This window comes from Variovorax sp. dw_954, from assembly GCF_018449755.1.
GTDB lineage: Bacteria > Pseudomonadota > Gammaproteobacteria > Burkholderiales > Burkholderiaceae_C > Variovorax.
This window is the reverse complement of the sequence record NZ_JAAVVD010000008.1, coordinates 118,595-133,312: the sequence shown is the minus strand read 5'-3', so window position 1 is coordinate 133,312 and position 14,718 is coordinate 118,595. Positions and strand designations below refer to the sequence as shown.

Annotated in this window: 17 protein-coding genes; 10 read left to right on the top strand and 7 right to left on the bottom strand. The window is 68.2% G+C overall.

Features of this window, described 5'->3' with window-relative positions:
- Positions 1-128: 128 nt before the first annotated feature.
- The 3 genes from HB681_RS14910 to HB681_RS14900 are packed head-to-tail and all read right to left on the bottom strand — an operon-like array spanning position 129 to position 3,894.
- The gene (locus HB681_RS14910) at positions 129-917 is read right to left on the bottom strand and encodes a xanthine dehydrogenase family protein subunit M (RefSeq protein WP_213955620.1); all 789 of its coding nucleotides are present in this window, start codon (positions 915-917) and stop codon (positions 129-131) included.
- Between the two features lie 21 nt (positions 918-938).
- Complete coding sequence (locus HB681_RS14905) at positions 939-3,383, bottom strand: xanthine dehydrogenase family protein molybdopterin-binding subunit (RefSeq protein WP_213955619.1); 2,445 nt, start codon at positions 3,381-3,383, stop codon at positions 939-941.
- Positions 3,384-3,399: 16 nt separating this feature from the next.
- Positions 3,400-3,894 carry a (2Fe-2S)-binding protein gene (locus HB681_RS14900; RefSeq protein ID WP_213955618.1) on the bottom strand — a complete coding sequence of 165 codons (495 nt, stop codon included), beginning with the start codon at positions 3,892-3,894 and terminating at the stop codon, positions 3,400-3,402.
- A gap of 156 nt (positions 3,895-4,050) precedes the next feature.
- Between HB681_RS14900 and HB681_RS14895 the strand changes: the two genes are divergently transcribed.
- From HB681_RS14895 to HB681_RS14885, 3 genes are all read left to right on the top strand, one after another.
- Complete coding sequence (locus HB681_RS14895) at positions 4,051-5,175, top strand: helix-turn-helix domain-containing protein (protein WP_213955617.1); 1,125 nt, start codon at positions 4,051-4,053, stop codon at positions 5,173-5,175.
- Positions 5,172-5,936 (top strand): substrate-binding domain-containing protein, encoded by a 765-nt coding sequence (locus HB681_RS14890; RefSeq protein ID WP_213955616.1) that lies wholly within the window; start codon positions 5,172-5,174, stop codon positions 5,934-5,936. Before HB681_RS14895 ends, HB681_RS14890 begins: the two co-directional genes overlap by 4 nt.
- Positions 5,937-6,053: 117 nt before the next feature.
- On the top strand, positions 6,054-6,869 hold the full coding sequence (locus HB681_RS14885) for a TIGR01777 family oxidoreductase (protein WP_213955615.1): 816 nt from the start codon (positions 6,054-6,056) through the stop codon (positions 6,867-6,869).
- Here HB681_RS14885 and HB681_RS14880 read toward each other — a convergent pair.
- The 3 genes from HB681_RS14880 to HB681_RS14870 are packed head-to-tail and all read right to left on the bottom strand — an operon-like array spanning position 6,812 to position 8,915.
- Positions 6,812-7,588 (bottom strand): TOBE domain-containing protein, encoded by a 777-nt coding sequence (locus tag HB681_RS14880; RefSeq protein WP_213955614.1) that lies wholly within the window; start codon positions 7,586-7,588, stop codon positions 6,812-6,814. The two genes, HB681_RS14885 and HB681_RS14880, sit on opposite strands and share 58 nt — an antisense overlap.
- A 41-nt stretch (positions 7,589-7,629) precedes the next feature.
- Positions 7,630-8,478 carry a methylglyoxal synthase gene (locus tag HB681_RS14875; protein WP_213955613.1) on the bottom strand — a complete coding sequence of 283 codons (849 nt, stop codon included), beginning with the start codon at positions 8,476-8,478 and terminating at the stop codon, positions 7,630-7,632.
- Positions 8,478-8,915, bottom strand: coding sequence for a helix-turn-helix domain-containing protein (locus tag HB681_RS14870; protein ID WP_213955612.1), 438 nt, complete (start codon positions 8,913-8,915; stop codon positions 8,478-8,480). Before HB681_RS14870 ends, HB681_RS14875 begins: the two co-directional genes overlap by 1 nt.
- A gap of 91 nt (positions 8,916-9,006) precedes the next feature.
- Between HB681_RS14870 and HB681_RS14865 the strand changes: the two genes are divergently transcribed.
- The 7 genes from HB681_RS14865 to HB681_RS14835 all read left to right on the top strand — a co-directional run bounded on the left by HB681_RS14865 (position 9,007) and on the right by HB681_RS14835 (position 14,234).
- Positions 9,007-9,861 carry an SDR family oxidoreductase gene (locus HB681_RS14865; RefSeq protein WP_213955611.1) on the top strand — a complete coding sequence of 285 codons (855 nt, stop codon included), beginning with the start codon at positions 9,007-9,009 and terminating at the stop codon, positions 9,859-9,861.
- Between the two features lie 86 nt (positions 9,862-9,947).
- Entirely contained in the window at positions 9,948-11,006 is a 1,059-nt protein-coding gene (locus HB681_RS14860) for a nitroreductase (RefSeq protein ID WP_256734950.1), read from the top strand.
- Positions 11,003-11,494 (top strand): tRNA (N6-threonylcarbamoyladenosine(37)-N6)-methyltransferase TrmO, encoded by a 492-nt coding sequence (tsaA, locus tag HB681_RS14855; protein WP_213955610.1) that lies wholly within the window; start codon positions 11,003-11,005, stop codon positions 11,492-11,494. Before HB681_RS14860 ends, tsaA begins: the two co-directional genes overlap by 4 nt.
- Positions 11,495-11,602: 108 nt before the next feature.
- On the top strand, positions 11,603-12,373 hold the full coding sequence (gene modA, locus HB681_RS14850; protein WP_213955609.1) for a molybdate ABC transporter substrate-binding protein: 771 nt from the start codon (positions 11,603-11,605) through the stop codon (positions 12,371-12,373).
- Positions 12,374-12,376: 3 nt separating this feature from the next.
- Positions 12,377-13,030 (top strand): molybdate ABC transporter permease subunit, encoded by a 654-nt coding sequence (modB, locus tag HB681_RS14845; protein WP_213955608.1) that lies wholly within the window; start codon positions 12,377-12,379, stop codon positions 13,028-13,030.
- Positions 13,030-13,716 (top strand): ATP-binding cassette domain-containing protein, encoded by a 687-nt coding sequence (locus HB681_RS14840; protein WP_213955607.1) that lies wholly within the window; start codon positions 13,030-13,032, stop codon positions 13,714-13,716. Before modB ends, HB681_RS14840 begins: the two co-directional genes overlap by 1 nt.
- A 2-nt stretch (positions 13,717-13,718) precedes the next feature.
- Positions 13,719-14,234 carry a molybdopterin-dependent oxidoreductase gene (locus HB681_RS14835; RefSeq protein WP_213955606.1) on the top strand — a complete coding sequence of 172 codons (516 nt, stop codon included), beginning with the start codon at positions 13,719-13,721 and terminating at the stop codon, positions 14,232-14,234.
- 46 nt (positions 14,235-14,280) lie between these two features.
- Here the strand turns inward: HB681_RS14835 and HB681_RS14830 are convergent, their stop codons facing one another.
- Positions 14,281-14,673: a nuclear transport factor 2 family protein gene (locus HB681_RS14830; RefSeq protein WP_213955605.1), complete on the bottom strand. Its 393-nt coding sequence runs from the start codon at positions 14,671-14,673 to the stop codon at positions 14,281-14,283.
- Positions 14,674-14,718 lie beyond the last annotated feature (45 nt).

Sequence of the window (14,718 nt, the reverse complement as noted above, 5' to 3'; positions counted from 1 at the left end):
TTACCGCGAGTTCGCTCGGCGTTTCGTCGGGAAACATCGCGGATCGGGAGGGGGCCGGTCCGCAATGTTGCCTGCGACAGGGGTTTGGGTCGCCCGCGAAAAGCGCGCGGCGACCTGGGCGAGCCCGGTTAAGCCAGCGCCTTGACCGCCCGCTGCGTCAGCACGCTGATCAGGTTGGCACGATAGGCGGCCGAAGCATGCAGGTCGGAATTGAGCTCGCTCGCATCGATCTTCACCGCGGCTGCCGACTCGGGCGTGAAGCTCTTGTTGAGCGCATCTTCCAGCCCCTTGTGCCGGAACACGCCATTGCCTGCGCCGGTCACGGCCACGCGCACGCCGCTGTCGTACTGCGCGAGGAACACGCCGACCAGCGGGAAGTGCGAGGCCTTCTGGCGCAGCTTCTCGTACACCGCCTTCTTCGGGATCGGGAAGCGGATCGCGGTGATCAGCTCGCCGTCTTCAAGCGCCGTGGTGAACAGGCCCAGGAAGAAGTCGTCCGCCGCGATCTCGCGCTTGCTGGTGACGATGGTCGCGCCGGAGCCCAGCACCGCGCTCGGGTAGCAGGCAGCCGGGTCGTTGTTGGCCACCGAGCCGCCGATGGTGCCCATGGCACGCACCTGCCGGTCGCCGATGCGCGAGGCCAGGTTGGCCAGCGCCGGGTAGGCGGCCTTGACGTCGGCGTTGTTGGCCACGTCGAGGTGGCGCGACATGGCGCCGACGACGATGGTGTTGCCGTCTTTCCTGATGCCGGTGAGTTCCTTGATGCCGCCGAGATCGACGAGTTGCTCGGGTGCCGACAGGCGCAGTTTCATCGAGGCCAGCAGCGTCTGGCCGCCGGCCAGCGGCTTGCCGCCTGCGCCAGCCAGCTTGACGGCATCGGCGACGGTGGCGGGACGTTCGAGGGTGAAGGCGTACATGGTTTGTTTTTCCTTCTTGTCTTAGACGGCCGGACGGCCCTGGGTGCTGGCGGCCAGCGACGGGGTTTCAGGTTGCTGCGTGGGCGTGGTGCTGCCCTTCTGCATGGCTTCCCACACGCGGTGCGGCGATGCGGGCATGTCGAAGTCCTTCACGCCGAGCGGCGCCAGCGCGTCCAGCACGGCGTTGATGACCGCTGGTGGCGAGCCGATCGCGCCCGCCTCGCCGCAGCCCTTGGAGCCGATCGGGTTGTGCGTACACGGTGTGCTCAGCGTGTCGAGCTTGAAGTTCGGGAAGTCCTCGGCGCGCGGCATGGCGTAGTCCATGAAGCTGCCGGTGAGGAGCTGGCCCGTCTCGTGGTCGTACACGCAGTTTTCCATCAGCGCCTGGCCGATGCCCTGCACGATGCCGCCCTGCACCTGGCCCTCGACGATCATCGGATTGATGATGGTGCCGAAGTCGTCCACCGCGGTGAAGCGGTCGATCTTGACCTCGCCCGTGCCCTTGTCGATCTCCACCTCGCAGATGTAGGTGCCGGCCGGGTAGGTGAAGTTGGTCGGGTCGTAGAACGCGGTTTCGTTCAGGCCCGGCTCCAGCTTGTCGAGCGGGTAGTTGTGCGGCACGTAGGCCGTCAGTGCCACCTGGCCGAAGGGGATCTTCTTGTCGGTGCCTTTCACCGTGAACTCGCCGTTCGCGAACTCGATGTCGGCATCGCTGGCTTCCATCAGATGCGCGGCGATCTTCTTGGCTTTTGTCTCGATCTTGTCAAGGGCCTTCATGATCGCCGTGCCGCCGACGGCCAGTGAACGCGAACCGTAGGTGCCCATGCCGAAGGGCACGCGGCCGGTGTCGCCGTGCACGATGTCGACGGCTTCCACTGCGATGCCGAGCCTTGCCGCGACCAGTTGCGCGAAGGTCGTTTCATGGCCCTGGCCGTGGCTGTGCGAGCCGGTGAAGATCGTCACGCTGCCAGTCGGATGCACGCGCACTTCGCCGGCTTCGAACAGGCCGGCGCGCGCACCGAGCGCACCCGCCACGTTCGACGGCGCGATGCCGCATGCCTCGATGTAGCTGGAGTAGCCGATGCCGCGCAGCTTGCCGTTCTTCTCGCTCTCGGCGCGGCGGGCATCGAAGCCTGCGACGTCGCCGAGTTCGTTGGCACGCTCGAGCAGAGGCGGAAAGTCGCCCGTGTCGTATTGCAATGCGACCGGCGTCTGGTACGGAAAGCTGGTGATGAAGTTGCGGCGGCGGATCTCGTCCTGCTTCAGGTTCATCTCCCACGCGCAGCGCGTGACGAGGCGTTCCAGCAGGTACGTGGCCTCGGGTCGCCCGGCACCACGGTACGCATCGACCGGGGCGGTGTTGGTGAACCAGGCGTCGACCTCCGCGTAGATCAGCGGTGTCGCGTACTGGCCCGCGAGCAGGGTCGCATACAGGATCGTCGGCACGGCAGTCGCGAAGGTCGACAGGTAGGCACCGAGATTCGCGTCGGTGTGCACGCGCAGGGCGAGGAACTTGCCGTCCTTGTCCATCGCCATTTCGGCGTGGCTCACATGGTCACGGCCATGCGCATCGCTCAGGAAGGATTCCGAGCGCTCGGCCACCCACTTGATGCTGCGGTTGAGCTGCTTGGAGGCCCAAGTCAGCGCCACGTCCTCGGCATACAGGTAGATCTTCGAGCCGAATCCTCCCCCCACGTCCGGCGCGATCACGCGCACCTTGTGTTCGGGCAGGCCGAGCACGAAGGCCGTCATCAGCAGGCGCTCGACGTGCGGGTTCTGGTTCGACACATAGAGCACGTACTCCTCGGTCGCGCGGCTGTAGCTGCCGATGGCGACGCGCGGCTCGATGGCGTTGGGGATCAGGCGGTTGTTGACCAGGTCCAGCTTGGTGACGTGCGCGGCATTGGCAAAGGCCGCATCGACAGCGCCCTTGTCGCCGAGCACCCACTTGTAGCACTGGTTGTCCGGCGCCTCGTCGTGGATGGTCACGCCGCTGGCCTTCTTCGCCGCGTCGGCCACGCTGACTACGGGCGTGTGCACGTCGTAGTCGACGACCACGGCTTCGGCCGCGTTCTTGGCCTGCTCGATCGTCTCGGCCACGACGATGGCGACGTGGTCACCCACGTAGCGCACCTTCTTGATCGCGAGGATCGGGTGCATCGGCTCCTTCATCGGCGTGCCGTCGGGGTTGTTGATGAGCCAGCCGCAGGGCAGCCCACCCATCTTTCCCTCGATGTCCTTGCCCGAGAAGATGCCGATCACGCCGGGCATCTTCAGCGCCTCGGCAGTGTCGACGGACTTGACGGTGGCGTGCGCATGCGGCGAGCGCACGAAGACGGCGTGCGACTGCTGCGCCAGGTTGATGTCGTCGGTGTAGTTGCCGGCGCCGGTCAGGAAGCGATAGTCTTCCTTGCGGCGGATCGATTCGCCGATGTGCGGCAGTTTGGAGAAGTCGGATGCACCCATGTCGTGTGCTCCTCGTTCAAGCCGGGACGGTGGCTTTGGCCGGCTCGGCCAGCATCGCCTCGCCGCCCATCTTCACGGCCTTGACGATGTTCTGGTAGCCCGTACAGCGGCACAGGTTGCCGTCGAGCAGCGAGCGGATTTCCGTCTCGCTCGACTTCGGATGGTGCGTGCACAGGTCGATGGCGCTCATGACCATGCCGGGCGTGCAGAAGCCGCATTGCAGGCCGTGGCATTCCTTGAAGGCGGCCTGCATCGGGTGCATGGTGCCGTCGGGCTGGGCGATGCCTTCGATGGTGGTGATGTCTGCGCCGGCAACCTGGCCGACCAGCACGTTGCAGGACTTGACGGCGCGGCCGTTGACGTGGACGGTGCAGGCGCCGCATTGGGCCGTGTCGCAGCCGACGTGGGTGCCGGTCAGGTGGAGATGCTCGCGGATGGCGTGCACGAGGAAGGTGTTGGGCGGCGCGTCGACAGTGACCGCGCGTCCGTTGACCGTGAGCTTGACCTGCATTTGGCTGACTCCTTTTATGGGGATGGCTGATGGCCGAATTCGGCGAGTTGAATCTTCGGCGCGGGTCCGTAGCCGAATGCTAGGCAAAACCCTAGACGTTTGTACGGTTGCGGTGAAATTCTCAAAATTGAACAGCGCGTTCACAATCCGCCCCTGATGCATTCCAACCCTCCCGCCCTGCCGCCTGAACGCGCCGCGCAAATCGCCCAGGCGCGCCGCGAAGTGATCGAATCCGCCGCCCCCGACAGTCCGCGCGTCGCTCCCTGGATTTCGCGCTCGTGGCTGCGCTGTCTTTCCGCCGGCCACAGGCCGCAGCAGCGCGTGAGCTTCGATGCCGTGTCGGCGCAGCACGCACGCCGCATGTCGGAGCGCAACCGAGGCCTCGTTGCCGCGGCGCGGCCGGTGCTCGACCGGCTGGCGCGGGCCATTGCCGACACTGGCTACTTCGCGATCCTGACCGATGCGCGCGGCGTCGTGATCGATGCGCGCGGCCTGCCGCCGAATGCCGAGCGAGCGGCCACCAACATTGCGCGCGTCGGCGTCGACCTGTCGGAACGCGCCGTTGGCACCAGCGCCATCGGGGCGGCGCTGTCGGAGTTGCAGCCGGTGTGGCTGCATCGTGGGGAACATTTCTTCGACGACACCAGCGTGTTCAGTTGCGCCGGCGCCCCGTTGTTCGGACATGACGGGCGCTGCGTCGGCATGCTGGACCTGAGTGCCGTGAATGCGGTGGAGCGGCCGGAACTCAGGCAACTGGCGGCACTCTCGGCACGCAGCATCGAGAACGCGCTGGTGCTGCGGGAGCCGCACGACCTGCTGGTGCGCCTGAACTGGCCGGGCTGGGGCGGCCATGCGGAATCCGAGGGCCTGCTGTGCCTGGACAGTGATGGCCATGTGACGGCCAGCAATGCAGCGGCGCGGGAGATGGTCAATCAGTCCGCGATGACGGCCGCTTCGTCTTCACCCTTGCACGCCAGCGATCTGTTCGCTCTGCCCTGGACCGTGCTGTGGGACGCCGCGCGGCGCGCCGACGCGACGCCGATCGAGGTGCCGCTGTGGTCCGGGCTGCGCCTGCAGGCACTGCCGCTGGCCGGGCGTGGGTCTGACGATGCGATGACGGCGGCGGGCGCCCCCGCACCGCGTCCCAGGCTGCGCGACGTGGAGGCGGCGCTGATTCGCAAGGCCGTTGCCGAGGCCCGTGGCAACGTGGCCGAGGCAGCGCGTGTGCTGGGGATCAGCCGCGCGACCGTGTATCGAAAACTGGGGCACCGCGGGCGATGAAACGCAATGTCTTCCGTACGGCCGTGCTGGCCTTCGTCGCGCTGACAGCGGCGGCAACATCTGTCGCAGCGGAGGTCAAGGTCCTCACGGCCGGGGCGTTCAAGCCCGTCGTCGCTGCCATGGCGCCGGTGTTCGAGCAGCGCACCGGCCACAAGCTGACGATCGACTCCGACACGGCCGGCGCGCTCGCCAAGCGCATCGCTGGCGGCGAGGCCTTCGATGTGGCGATCCTCACCACTGCCGGGATCGACGATCAGGCGAAAGGCGGGAAGGTCGCGCCTGGCACGTCGATGCCCGTCGCCCGCGTCGGCATCGGCGTGGCCATCAAGCAAGGCAGCCCGGCGCAGGACATCGGGAGCGTTGCCGCCTTCCAGCAGGCGTTGCTGAAAGCCCGCGCGGTCGCGATGATCGACCCGGCCGCCGGGGGCTCCAGCGGCATCTACCTGTCGCAGCTTTTCGGGAAGATGGGCATTGCACCGCAGATGCAGGCCAAGGCCGTGCTCGTGCCCGGCGGCCTGACGGCGCAGAAGCTTGTGAGCGGCGAAGCCGACATCGCGCTGCAGCAGATCAGTGAACTCATGGTGGTTCCCGGCGTGACGGTGCTCGGCCCGATTCCTGCGGAGATCCAGAACTACACGGTGTATGCGGGCGGCGTCGGTTCGGCCGCACGCGACGCGGATGCGGCACGTGCATTCCTGGCGATGCTGGCTGGCCCCGAGGCGCGCACGGTGATGAAGGACAAGGGCATGTCAGCGCCCTAGAGCTGACCCACCCCCGAATGCACCTGCGGCGCCACGGGCGGACGCCAGAGGCGGCTGCTCTTGCGGGGCCGTCCAAGGCTGCGCAGGCAGGCTTGGAGCCGCGGCCCTCCTGCAGGCATGCAGCGCACGCGCATCGATGCCATCGTCAACCTGGCCGGCGCGCGCGTGCTCGGCATGCCGTGGACGGCGAGGCGGCGCCGCGAACTGCTGGCGAGCCGCGTCGACGTGACGTCGGCGCTGGTGGGCCTGATGCGCCGCCTGCAGCAGCCGCCGCGGGTGCTGGTCAGCGCGTCGGCGGTGGGCTACTACGGCACTTCGCCCGGGGACGCCATCGAATTGCTCGACGAGAACAGTCCCGCGCGGCCAGGCGAATTCCAGTCCGACCTGTGCGCCGCCATCGAGCACGAGGCACGTCGCGCCGAAGCCTTGAAGGTGCGCGTGGTGCGGATGCGCTTCGGCGTCGTACTGGGCCGTGGCGATGGCGCGTATCCGATGCTGGCGCTGAGCGCGCGGATGGGCTTCGGGGCGGTGCTGGGCAGCGGACACCAGCCGGCGCCGTGGATTCACCTGGACGATGCCGTCGGCATGATCCGCTTCGCGATGGACGACGACAGCCTCAGCGGCCCCCTCAATGCCGTCGCGCCCGACACGCCGCCGCAAGCGCGCTTCGCCAGGTCACTGGCTGCATCGTTCGGCCGCCGCGCGTGGCTGCGCATGCCGGCCGCACCGCCGCGTGCATTGGTCGGCGAGATGGCGACGATCCTGCTCGACGGGCAGAACGTCGTGCCACGCGCCGCGTTGGCCGCGGGCTATGCCTGGCGCCATCCCGTGCTCGAAGATGCCTTCAGCAACCTGGCGCGGAATCCCGCGAGGAATCAACCGGGCAGCGCCACGACGACTGCTGCTTCATCGACCACGGCAGTGACGCGCTGACGCGTGCGCAAGGCACTGCCGCCCGCCGCAAAGCCAACGACCTGCAAGCCGCCGGCCAAGGCGACCACCACCTCGTCACCGCTGTCGCTGTTCCTGTCGCTGTCCCTCTCTCGCGCAATGCGCGCCACCGTGCCGCCGAGTTGGTTCCCCAGCGGTTGCGCGTGCAGTTGCGCGGCGGCATCCGCGCGCTCGACGCGCACCGCCGTCGCCTTGCACAGCGCGATGGCCGCCATCCCTTCCGCGAGACCGAGCAATTCGGCGCTCTCCTGCGTGATGCGTGCCGCAATGCCATCGCCGCCCGGCAGGCTCATGCGCACGCGCACCACCCGGCCGGCGCGTTCCAGCGCGCTCACCGTGGCGGGCAGCTGGTTGCGCATGCTGGTGCGAATCGAGAGCCGCGCCATCGCCGTGGACGCGGTGCCGACAGCCTGCACGGCGCGTCGCGCCACCTCGTGCGCATCGGCCAGCTCCAGCAGTTGACGGCCCTCTCCTGTGAGCACCGCGCCCCCACCGCCCGCGCCACCCACCGAGCGTTCCACCAGCGGCACGCCGGCCAGGTTGGTCAGCGTCGCGATCGCCTGCCAGGCCGCCTTGTAGCTGACCCTGGCGTCGCGCGCTGCCTGGGAGATGCTGCCGGTGCGGCCGATGCCGCGCAGGATGTCGATGCGCTTGTCGCTCATGCCGTGGCCGAGCGCGTCGCTGAAGCGGGGGACTGTCATCCCCGGATTGTGCTGGCAGGCGCCAGCCTCACGGCGCTGCGCTATGCGGTGACGGCGGCGGCCCATCGCTCGGCAGTGGCCGGCGAGTTGAAGCAGGTGGTGTCGTACGTGGCGGCGCACACGGCGCGCTCCAGCAACTGGATGTCGGCTTCATGCTGGCGCGCCACATGCGGGTCCTCGAAGAAGATCACCTTGTCGCAGCGCCGGTCCAGCACCAGTTCGGCGATCTGCGCATCGCCGCCCATCGGGCCGCTGAGGTAGCGCGTGACCCAGGGTACGTCGGCGGGCCAGCCGCGGGACCAGGCAAGGTCGTTGAGCAGCCCGCCCGTCGTGCCCGTGCCGATGCGCATCGCAAAGCGGGACAGCAGGTCGAAGTGCCTCGACGCGTAGTCCACCATGCGCGTCTTCAAGGCATCGTGCGCGATCAGCGCGACAGTCTGCTTTCCGATGGCCGACGCAAAGCCCGCGTCGCCCTTGCCGGCGTGTGCCAGTTCCACCGCGATCCATTCCGTCGCGCCCGCAGCGGTGGAGATGAATGGCTTGCCGTGGATCACGCACTGCCGCTTGAGCGCCTGCGTCTCCGGGTACAGCGACGACGGATCGACAGGGTCGATGAAATAGATCACGCCATCCAGTTCGTCAGCCGGCGTCAGGCCGCCCGCGATGCACGAGGCCAGCCGCATCACGCCGCCTTCGACGCCCGATGGCAACCGCACCAGCGACGCGCCCGACAGCAACTGCTGCCCGACCAGCGCATCGTAGGTGCCACCGACCGCATGCAGGCCGAGGCCCAGCGTGCGGATGTCGTCCTCGCAGGCGCGCGCCCAACGCACGAGTGCACCGTCGACACGCTGCCTGTGCAGGCGATGGGCCACCAGTCCGAAACGCATCACGACATCCTCGCTTCCATCGGCTCCGCCACCGCCGGCTCCTCGCGGCGCGCCTCCATGATGCGCGGCAGGTTGAACTCGATCCAGTCGGCGAGAGACTCCACGCGCCGGCCCACCTCCAGGCCCAACGGCGTCAGGGTGTATTCGACGTGCGGCGGCACGGTGGGATACGACTTGCGCAGCACCAGTCCATCCGTTTCCAGCCACTTGAGCGTCTGCGCCAGCATCTTCTCGCTCACGCCGCCGATCTTGCGGCGCAGTTCGCTGAAGCGGTGCGTGCCGCCCAGCAGCACCACCAGCAGCAGCACGCCCCAACGGCTCGTCACGTGCTTCAGCACCTCGCGCGAGGGACATTCGGCAGACAAGAGTTCGCCGCGCCGGATCACGTCGGCGAGGGTGCCGGGCTTCGCGATGGCGGCGGCTTCGGTGGATTTCATCAAGCTAACCTTTTGGTACGTACTTACAAAAAGTGAGTTAGGGGATTATTCTGCACCTCACCCCATCTCACTGCAACAAGGAACACTCACCATGATCGTCATCACCGGCGCGACCGGCCAACTGGGCCGCCTCGTCATCCGCGCGCTGCTGCGCACCGTCCCTGCCAGCGACATCGTCGCGGCTGTGCGTAGCCCCGACAAGGCGAAGGACCTGGCCGCCCTGGGCGTCGCCGTCCGGCAGGCCGACTACACCAAGCCCGACACCTTGCGCACCGCCTTCGCCGGAGCGGATCGGCTGCTGCTGATCTCGTCGAGTGAGCTCGGTCAACGCGCATCACAGCACCGTGCCGCCATCGACGCGGCCAAGGCCGTGGGCGTGAAGTTCATCGCCTACACCAGCATCCTCAGGGCAGACACCTCGCCGCTGAGCGTGGCCGTCGAGCACCTGGCCACCGAGGTGATGCTCGGGGAATCGGGCCTGCCTTTCGCGCTGCTTCGCAACGGCTGGTACACCGAGAACTACACCGGCTGGACCGGCGCAGCCGTTGCCGGCGGCGCGCTGATCGGCAGCGCGGGCGATGGCCGCATCGCCTCGGCCGCGCGCGCCGACTACGCCGAAGCGGCTGCCGCCGTGCTCACCCGCGACAACCAGGCGGGCCTGGTGTACGAACTCGCCGGCGATTCCGCCTACACCCTGGCCGACCTGGCCGCCGAGATCGCGAAGCAGTCGGGCAAGCCGGTGGCCTACAAGAGCCTGTCGGAGGCCGAGCACAAGGCCGCGCTGCTCGGCTTCGGCTTGCCCGGACCCATCGCCGCCATGCTCGCGGACTCCGACGTCGGCGCGTCCAAGGGTGCGCTGTTCGACGACGGCGGCCAGCTCGGCAAGCTCATCGGCCGCCCGACGACGCCGATGCTGGCCACCGTTGGCGCGGCGCTGGCTGCCTGACAAGGACTTCGGGCCCGGTCTACACTTTCGCTATTCACCCATTGAATAGCGCTGGCGTCAGGCCGGCGCCGTCACCGATCGCTTCCATGCCTGCAGCCCCGCCGCAATCCACCGGCCACCGCCACCCCTTCTCAAGCCTGGGACGGCATCTGCATCGTTCGGTGCTGCGCACCTGCCTGCCGGCCGACGCGCTGCGCGCAGCGATGCGCCACGGTGGCCTGCCAAGCGGCGGCTCCGACGCGTTGCTGGTCGAAGCGGCGGTGCGGATCGTGGCCGAAGATGCTCGCGAGGCCGAGGCGCTGCACCGCGCGCTCGACGAGATGCATCACGAGGCCATCCGGCGCTTCGAATCCGCGCGCAACGAAATCGCGCTGCTGGCCTTGTGGACCGCAGCCGCCGGCACGCCGGACATGCCCGGCGCCTATTGGGCGGTGCTGACCCATCCCGCAGCCGGACGACTGGCGCGCCATCACGCATTCGGCGACGTCGAGATGCTGGCGACGCCGCAACCCACCGGCCCGTTGCCGATGCTGTTGGGACGCCGCTCGGTGTCGCCGCGTCGGCTGATGGAACCCGGCCCCGAGGCCGATCAGCTGGACCTGATGCTCCAAGCCGCCCTCAGCGCGCCCGACCATGGCCGCTTGCATCCGTGGCGCGTGATCGAGTTCCGCTCCGATGCGCGCGAGGGTCTTGCGGACCTGTTCGAGGACGAGAAGCGCCGTCGCGACCCCATCGCGAGCGCCCATGACATCCGCCGCGCCCGCGGTCATGCGACGGAGCCGCCGTGCCTGCTCGCCTTCGTGGTGTCGCTGCGCCAGCGCAAGAAGGTACCGCTGCGCGAACAGTGGATTGCTGCGGGCGCGGCCCTTGGCAGCCTGATGAATGCGGCGCACGAACTCGGCTTCGGCGCGATCGTCCTGAGCGGCGACCGCTGTTTCGACCCGCACATCGCTGCCGAGCTCGGCCTGGTCGAGGGCGAGACGCTGGCCGGCTTCATCAGCATCGGCACCATCGCCGACCCACCGCCCGAGGCCGCGCGCCCGCTGTCGCAGACCGTGTGGTCGTGCTGGTCGCCGCAGGTGGCGCTGCTGCGCACGGCGCAGCGCCCCCGCATGGCCTGGAACATCAGCGACTCGGAACCATGACAGCCGATGCGGGCCAGGTCGCCTGCCAACCCATCGGCTTCGTGCGCAGCCACTTCGTGCAGGTCGAGGGCATGCCGATCCAGGCCGTGGCGTCGCACGACATCGCGCGCCTGGAAGTGCGCGAGGACTTCGCGCCGGGCCTGCGCGACATCGAGGGCTTCGACTACCTGATCTTCATCACGCACATGCACCTGTGCACGCGCGAGCCACTGGAGGTCACGCCCTTCCTGGACAACACGCCGCATGGCGTGTTCGCCACGCGCGCACCGACGCGGCCGAACCGACTCGGCCTGTCCATCGTCCGGCTGCTGCGGGTCGAGGGCGCCACGCTGCACTTCTCGGGCAACGACATGGTCGACGGCACGCCGGTGCTGGACATCAAGCCCTATGTGCCGCGCTTCGAAGTGCGCGAAACCGACCGCATCGGCTGGTTCGCCGACAAGCTTGGCGCACTGCCGACTGCCCTGTCGGACCGCCGCATGACCTGAGCGCGGCCCTGCATCGCCTCCGTAGTTGCCCGTCTCGCACACGCGGGCACGACGCTATGATTCGCTATTCCAAAGATGAATAGCGCACGACGCGAAAGGACGCCCGCAATGAAGACCTGCCCTCGCTGGCTACGCACCGCCGCCGTACTGGCCACCCTCTCGCTGGGCGCCGTGGCCACGCAGGCGCAAGAGATCGTGGTGTCGGCCGCGGCCAGCCTGACCAACGCCTTCCAGGAAGTCGGCAAGGCCTTCGAGAAGTCGCAACCGGGCGCCAAGGTCACGTTCAATTTCGCGGCCTCGGGCGCGCTGCTGGCGCAGATGACGCAGGGCGCGCCGGTCGACGTGTTCGCCTCCGCCGACCAGGAGACGATGAACCGCGCCGTCACCGCCAAACTGATCGCCGACGGCACGCGCGTCGACTTCGCGCAAAACACGCTGGTGCTGATCGTCCCCGCCACCGCCACCGCCACCGCGACGCCGCAGAAACTCGGCGACCTGGCGGGCGATGCGTACAAGCGGATCTCCACCGGCACGCCCGCCTCGGTGCCAGTGGGCCGCTACACGATGGAAGCCGTGCAGCAAGCCGGCCTCACCGCCGCGCTGGAGCCCAAGTGGATCTATGGCGAAAGCGTGCGCCAGGTGCTCAACTACGTCGCGCGCGGTGAAGTCGATGCCGGCTTCGTCTACCGCACCGACGCAATGATCGAGCGCGACAAGGCGAAGATCGCGCTGACCGTGCCGACCAGCACGCCGGCGACCTATCCGATCGCAGAACTGGCCGCGAGCAAGAACGCGGCATCGGCCAAGTCGTTCATCGCCTTCGTGCGCGGTGCGGAAGGCCAGGAGATCCTGGCGCGCTACGGCTTCTCGAAACCCTGACCCTTGCTGGTTCCTCTCTGGCTCACGCTCAAGGTCGCGCTGATCGCCACGCTGATCGCAGGCGCGGCCGGGATCGGCCTCGGATGGTGGATGTCGCGGCGCCGTTTCCTCGGCCAGGGCGTGCTCGATGCGGTGCTGATGCTGCCGATGGTGCTGCCGCCCACGGTGCTCGGCTACTACCTGATCGTGCTGGTCGGCCGCAACGGCGTCTTCGGCCAGTACCTCGACCGCTGGTTCGGCATCAACCTGATCTTCACCTGGCAGGGCGCGGTGATCGCGGCATCGATCGTCTCGCTGCCGCTGATCTACAAGGCGGCGCGCGCGTCCTTCGAGGACGTCGACCACCGCTTCGCCCATGCGGCGCGCACGCTGGGCGCCGGCGAGCTGGAAGTGTTCCTGCGCGTGAGCCTGCCGCTGGCGGTGCGCGGCATCGCGGCCGGCCTGATGCTGGCCTTTGCGCGCGCCATGGGCGAATTCGGCGCGACGCTGATGATCGCCGGCAACCTGCCCGGCAAGACGCAGACGCTGTCGATCGCCGTGTATGACGCGGTGCAGGCCGGCAACGACGCGCAGGCGCTGTGGCTCACGCTGGTCATCTCTGTGGTCTGCATCGTCGTGCTGGTGATCTCGGGGCGCCTGTTGCAGGCGAAACATTGATGGCCGACCTGCTCGACGTCGACCTGCACGTCGCCCTGCACTCCGACGAGCGTGACTTCGCGCTGCATGCCTGCTTCCGCACGCAATCGATGCGCACGGCGCTGCTGGGGCCATCGGGCGCGGGCAAGTCGACCGTGCTGCTGGCGATGGCCGGACTGGTTCCGGGTGCGAAGGGCCATGTGCGGCTGAACGGCACCACGCTGCTCGACACCGCGGCCCATGTCGACCTGCCCGCGCGCGAGCGCCGCATCGGTTTCGTGTTCCAGGACTACGCGCTGTTCCCGCACATGACGGTCATGCAGAACATCATGTTCGGCATGCACCGTCTCGGCAGTGCCGCGTCGCCGGCGACCACGGCTCGCATCGAGGAACTGCTGCATCAGTTCGGGCTGGAGCAGTTGGCCAGCGCCTATCCACGGCATCTCTCCGGCGGGCAGAAGCAACGCGTCGCATTGGCGCGCGCGGTGGCACCGAATCCACGGCTCCTGCTGCTCGACGAGCCGCTTTCCGCCCTCGACACGCAATTGCGCACCCGCCTGCGGGCGGAACTGGCCGAGATGCTGGACCGCGTGCAGGTGCCGACCCTGGTCGTGACGCACGACCCGCACGACGTGGAGGCCTTGGCCCACAGTGCGATCCATCTCGACAACGGCCATGTCGTGCCAGCCGAAACCACTGGAGCCTGACGATGATGATTCGACTGTTTCGATGCGCCACCATGTTGTTCGCGCTCTGCGCACTGTGGAGCGGCGCAGCCGCCCAGGTGAGCATGCAGGTCGAGGTGTCGGGCGCGGTGCAGCGCACGCTGCGGCTCGACGCCACCGAGTTGGCCACGTCGGAAGCGCAGCAGATCGTCACCTTCGTGCAGACGCGCAGCACACAGGGCGTCGAGACCAAAAGCACGGTGCGCGGCGTGAAGCTGTCCGCCCTCATCGAGCGCGCGGGCCTCGTGGCGAAGGGCCGCGACGGATGGAAGACGCTGGTCATCGTGGCCACCGCGACGGACGGTTATCGCGCGGTGTTCGCCTGGCCCGAGGTCACCAACACGGCCGGCGGCGACGGCGTGCTGTTGCTGTTCGAACGCGACGGCAAGCCGCTCGATGAGCGCGAAGGCCGCATCGCGCTCATGTCCACCGCAGATCGCAACCTGGGCGCGCGCTATGTGCGCAACCTGGCGCGCATCGAGGTCCGTCCGCTGGACTGAGGAGGCGTTGCTCTTGCATGGGCCTGCCCCAAGGAGAGTCCCCTGATCAGGCGCCGGCCGGCACCTTGTCCAGGAAGCCGGTCACCGATTGCAGCTTGCCGTCGTCGAGTTGCGCGAAGTCCGTGCCCTGGATCAGGTCCGCCGCACCGCTCGGCCCGAGGGTCCAGCTAAAACGCAGGTTGTCACCGTGCGAATCGGCCTTGCCAGCCAGGGCAAAGCGGAAGCCCGGGTAGTGCGCTTGCACGACGCCGATCATCGAGCTGATCTCTTCATGTCCGCTGGCCCGCCCCATCGGGTCGACGTAGCGTGCATCTTCGGCCCAGCCGGCTTCGAGCATCTGCTGGCGGCGCGCGGCGTCGGGCTCGTTCCAGAGGGCGATGTAGCGGTGGGCAATTCCGACGGCGTCGACGGCATCGAGAGTGGCGGTGGTGGTGTCCATGGCGCGATTCCTTTCAGGGTTGGAACCCGCAACAGCGCGGGGTGA

Bases quoted from the DNA above. Each gene is read 5' to 3' on its own strand.
- HB681_RS14910 (WP_213955620.1), bottom strand. From the start codon at position 917: ATGTACGCCTTCACCCTCGAACGTCCCGCCACCGTCGCCGATGCCGTC.
- HB681_RS14905 (WP_213955619.1), bottom strand. From the start codon at position 3,383: ATGGGTGCATCCGACTTCTCCAAACTGCCGCACATCGGCGAATCGATC.
- HB681_RS14900 (WP_213955618.1), bottom strand. From the start codon at position 3,894: ATGCAGGTCAAGCTCACGGTCAACGGACGCGCGGTCACTGTCGACGCG.
- HB681_RS14895 (WP_213955617.1), top strand. From the start codon at position 4,051: ATGCATTCCAACCCTCCCGCCCTGCCGCCTGAACGCGCCGCGCAAATC.
- HB681_RS14890 (WP_213955616.1), top strand. From the start codon at position 5,172: ATGAAACGCAATGTCTTCCGTACGGCCGTGCTGGCCTTCGTCGCGCTG.
- HB681_RS14885 (WP_213955615.1), top strand. From the start codon at position 6,054: ATGCAGCGCACGCGCATCGATGCCATCGTCAACCTGGCCGGCGCGCGC.
- HB681_RS14880 (WP_213955614.1), bottom strand. From the start codon at position 7,588: ATGACAGTCCCCCGCTTCAGCGACGCGCTCGGCCACGGCATGAGCGAC.
- HB681_RS14875 (WP_213955613.1), bottom strand. From the start codon at position 8,478: ATGCGTTTCGGACTGGTGGCCCATCGCCTGCACAGGCAGCGTGTCGAC.
- HB681_RS14870 (WP_213955612.1), bottom strand. From the start codon at position 8,915: ATGAAATCCACCGAAGCCGCCGCCATCGCGAAGCCCGGCACCCTCGCC.
- HB681_RS14865 (WP_213955611.1), top strand. From the start codon at position 9,007: ATGATCGTCATCACCGGCGCGACCGGCCAACTGGGCCGCCTCGTCATC.
- HB681_RS14860 (WP_256734950.1), top strand. From the start codon at position 9,948: ATGCCTGCAGCCCCGCCGCAATCCACCGGCCACCGCCACCCCTTCTCA.
- tsaA (WP_213955610.1), top strand. From the start codon at position 11,003: ATGACAGCCGATGCGGGCCAGGTCGCCTGCCAACCCATCGGCTTCGTG.
- modA (WP_213955609.1), top strand. From the start codon at position 11,603: ATGAAGACCTGCCCTCGCTGGCTACGCACCGCCGCCGTACTGGCCACC.
- HB681_RS14840 (WP_213955607.1), top strand. From the start codon at position 13,030: ATGGCCGACCTGCTCGACGTCGACCTGCACGTCGCCCTGCACTCCGAC.
- HB681_RS14835 (WP_213955606.1), top strand. From the start codon at position 13,719: ATGATGATTCGACTGTTTCGATGCGCCACCATGTTGTTCGCGCTCTGC.
- HB681_RS14830 (WP_213955605.1), bottom strand. From the start codon at position 14,673: ATGGACACCACCACCGCCACTCTCGATGCCGTCGACGCCGTCGGAATT.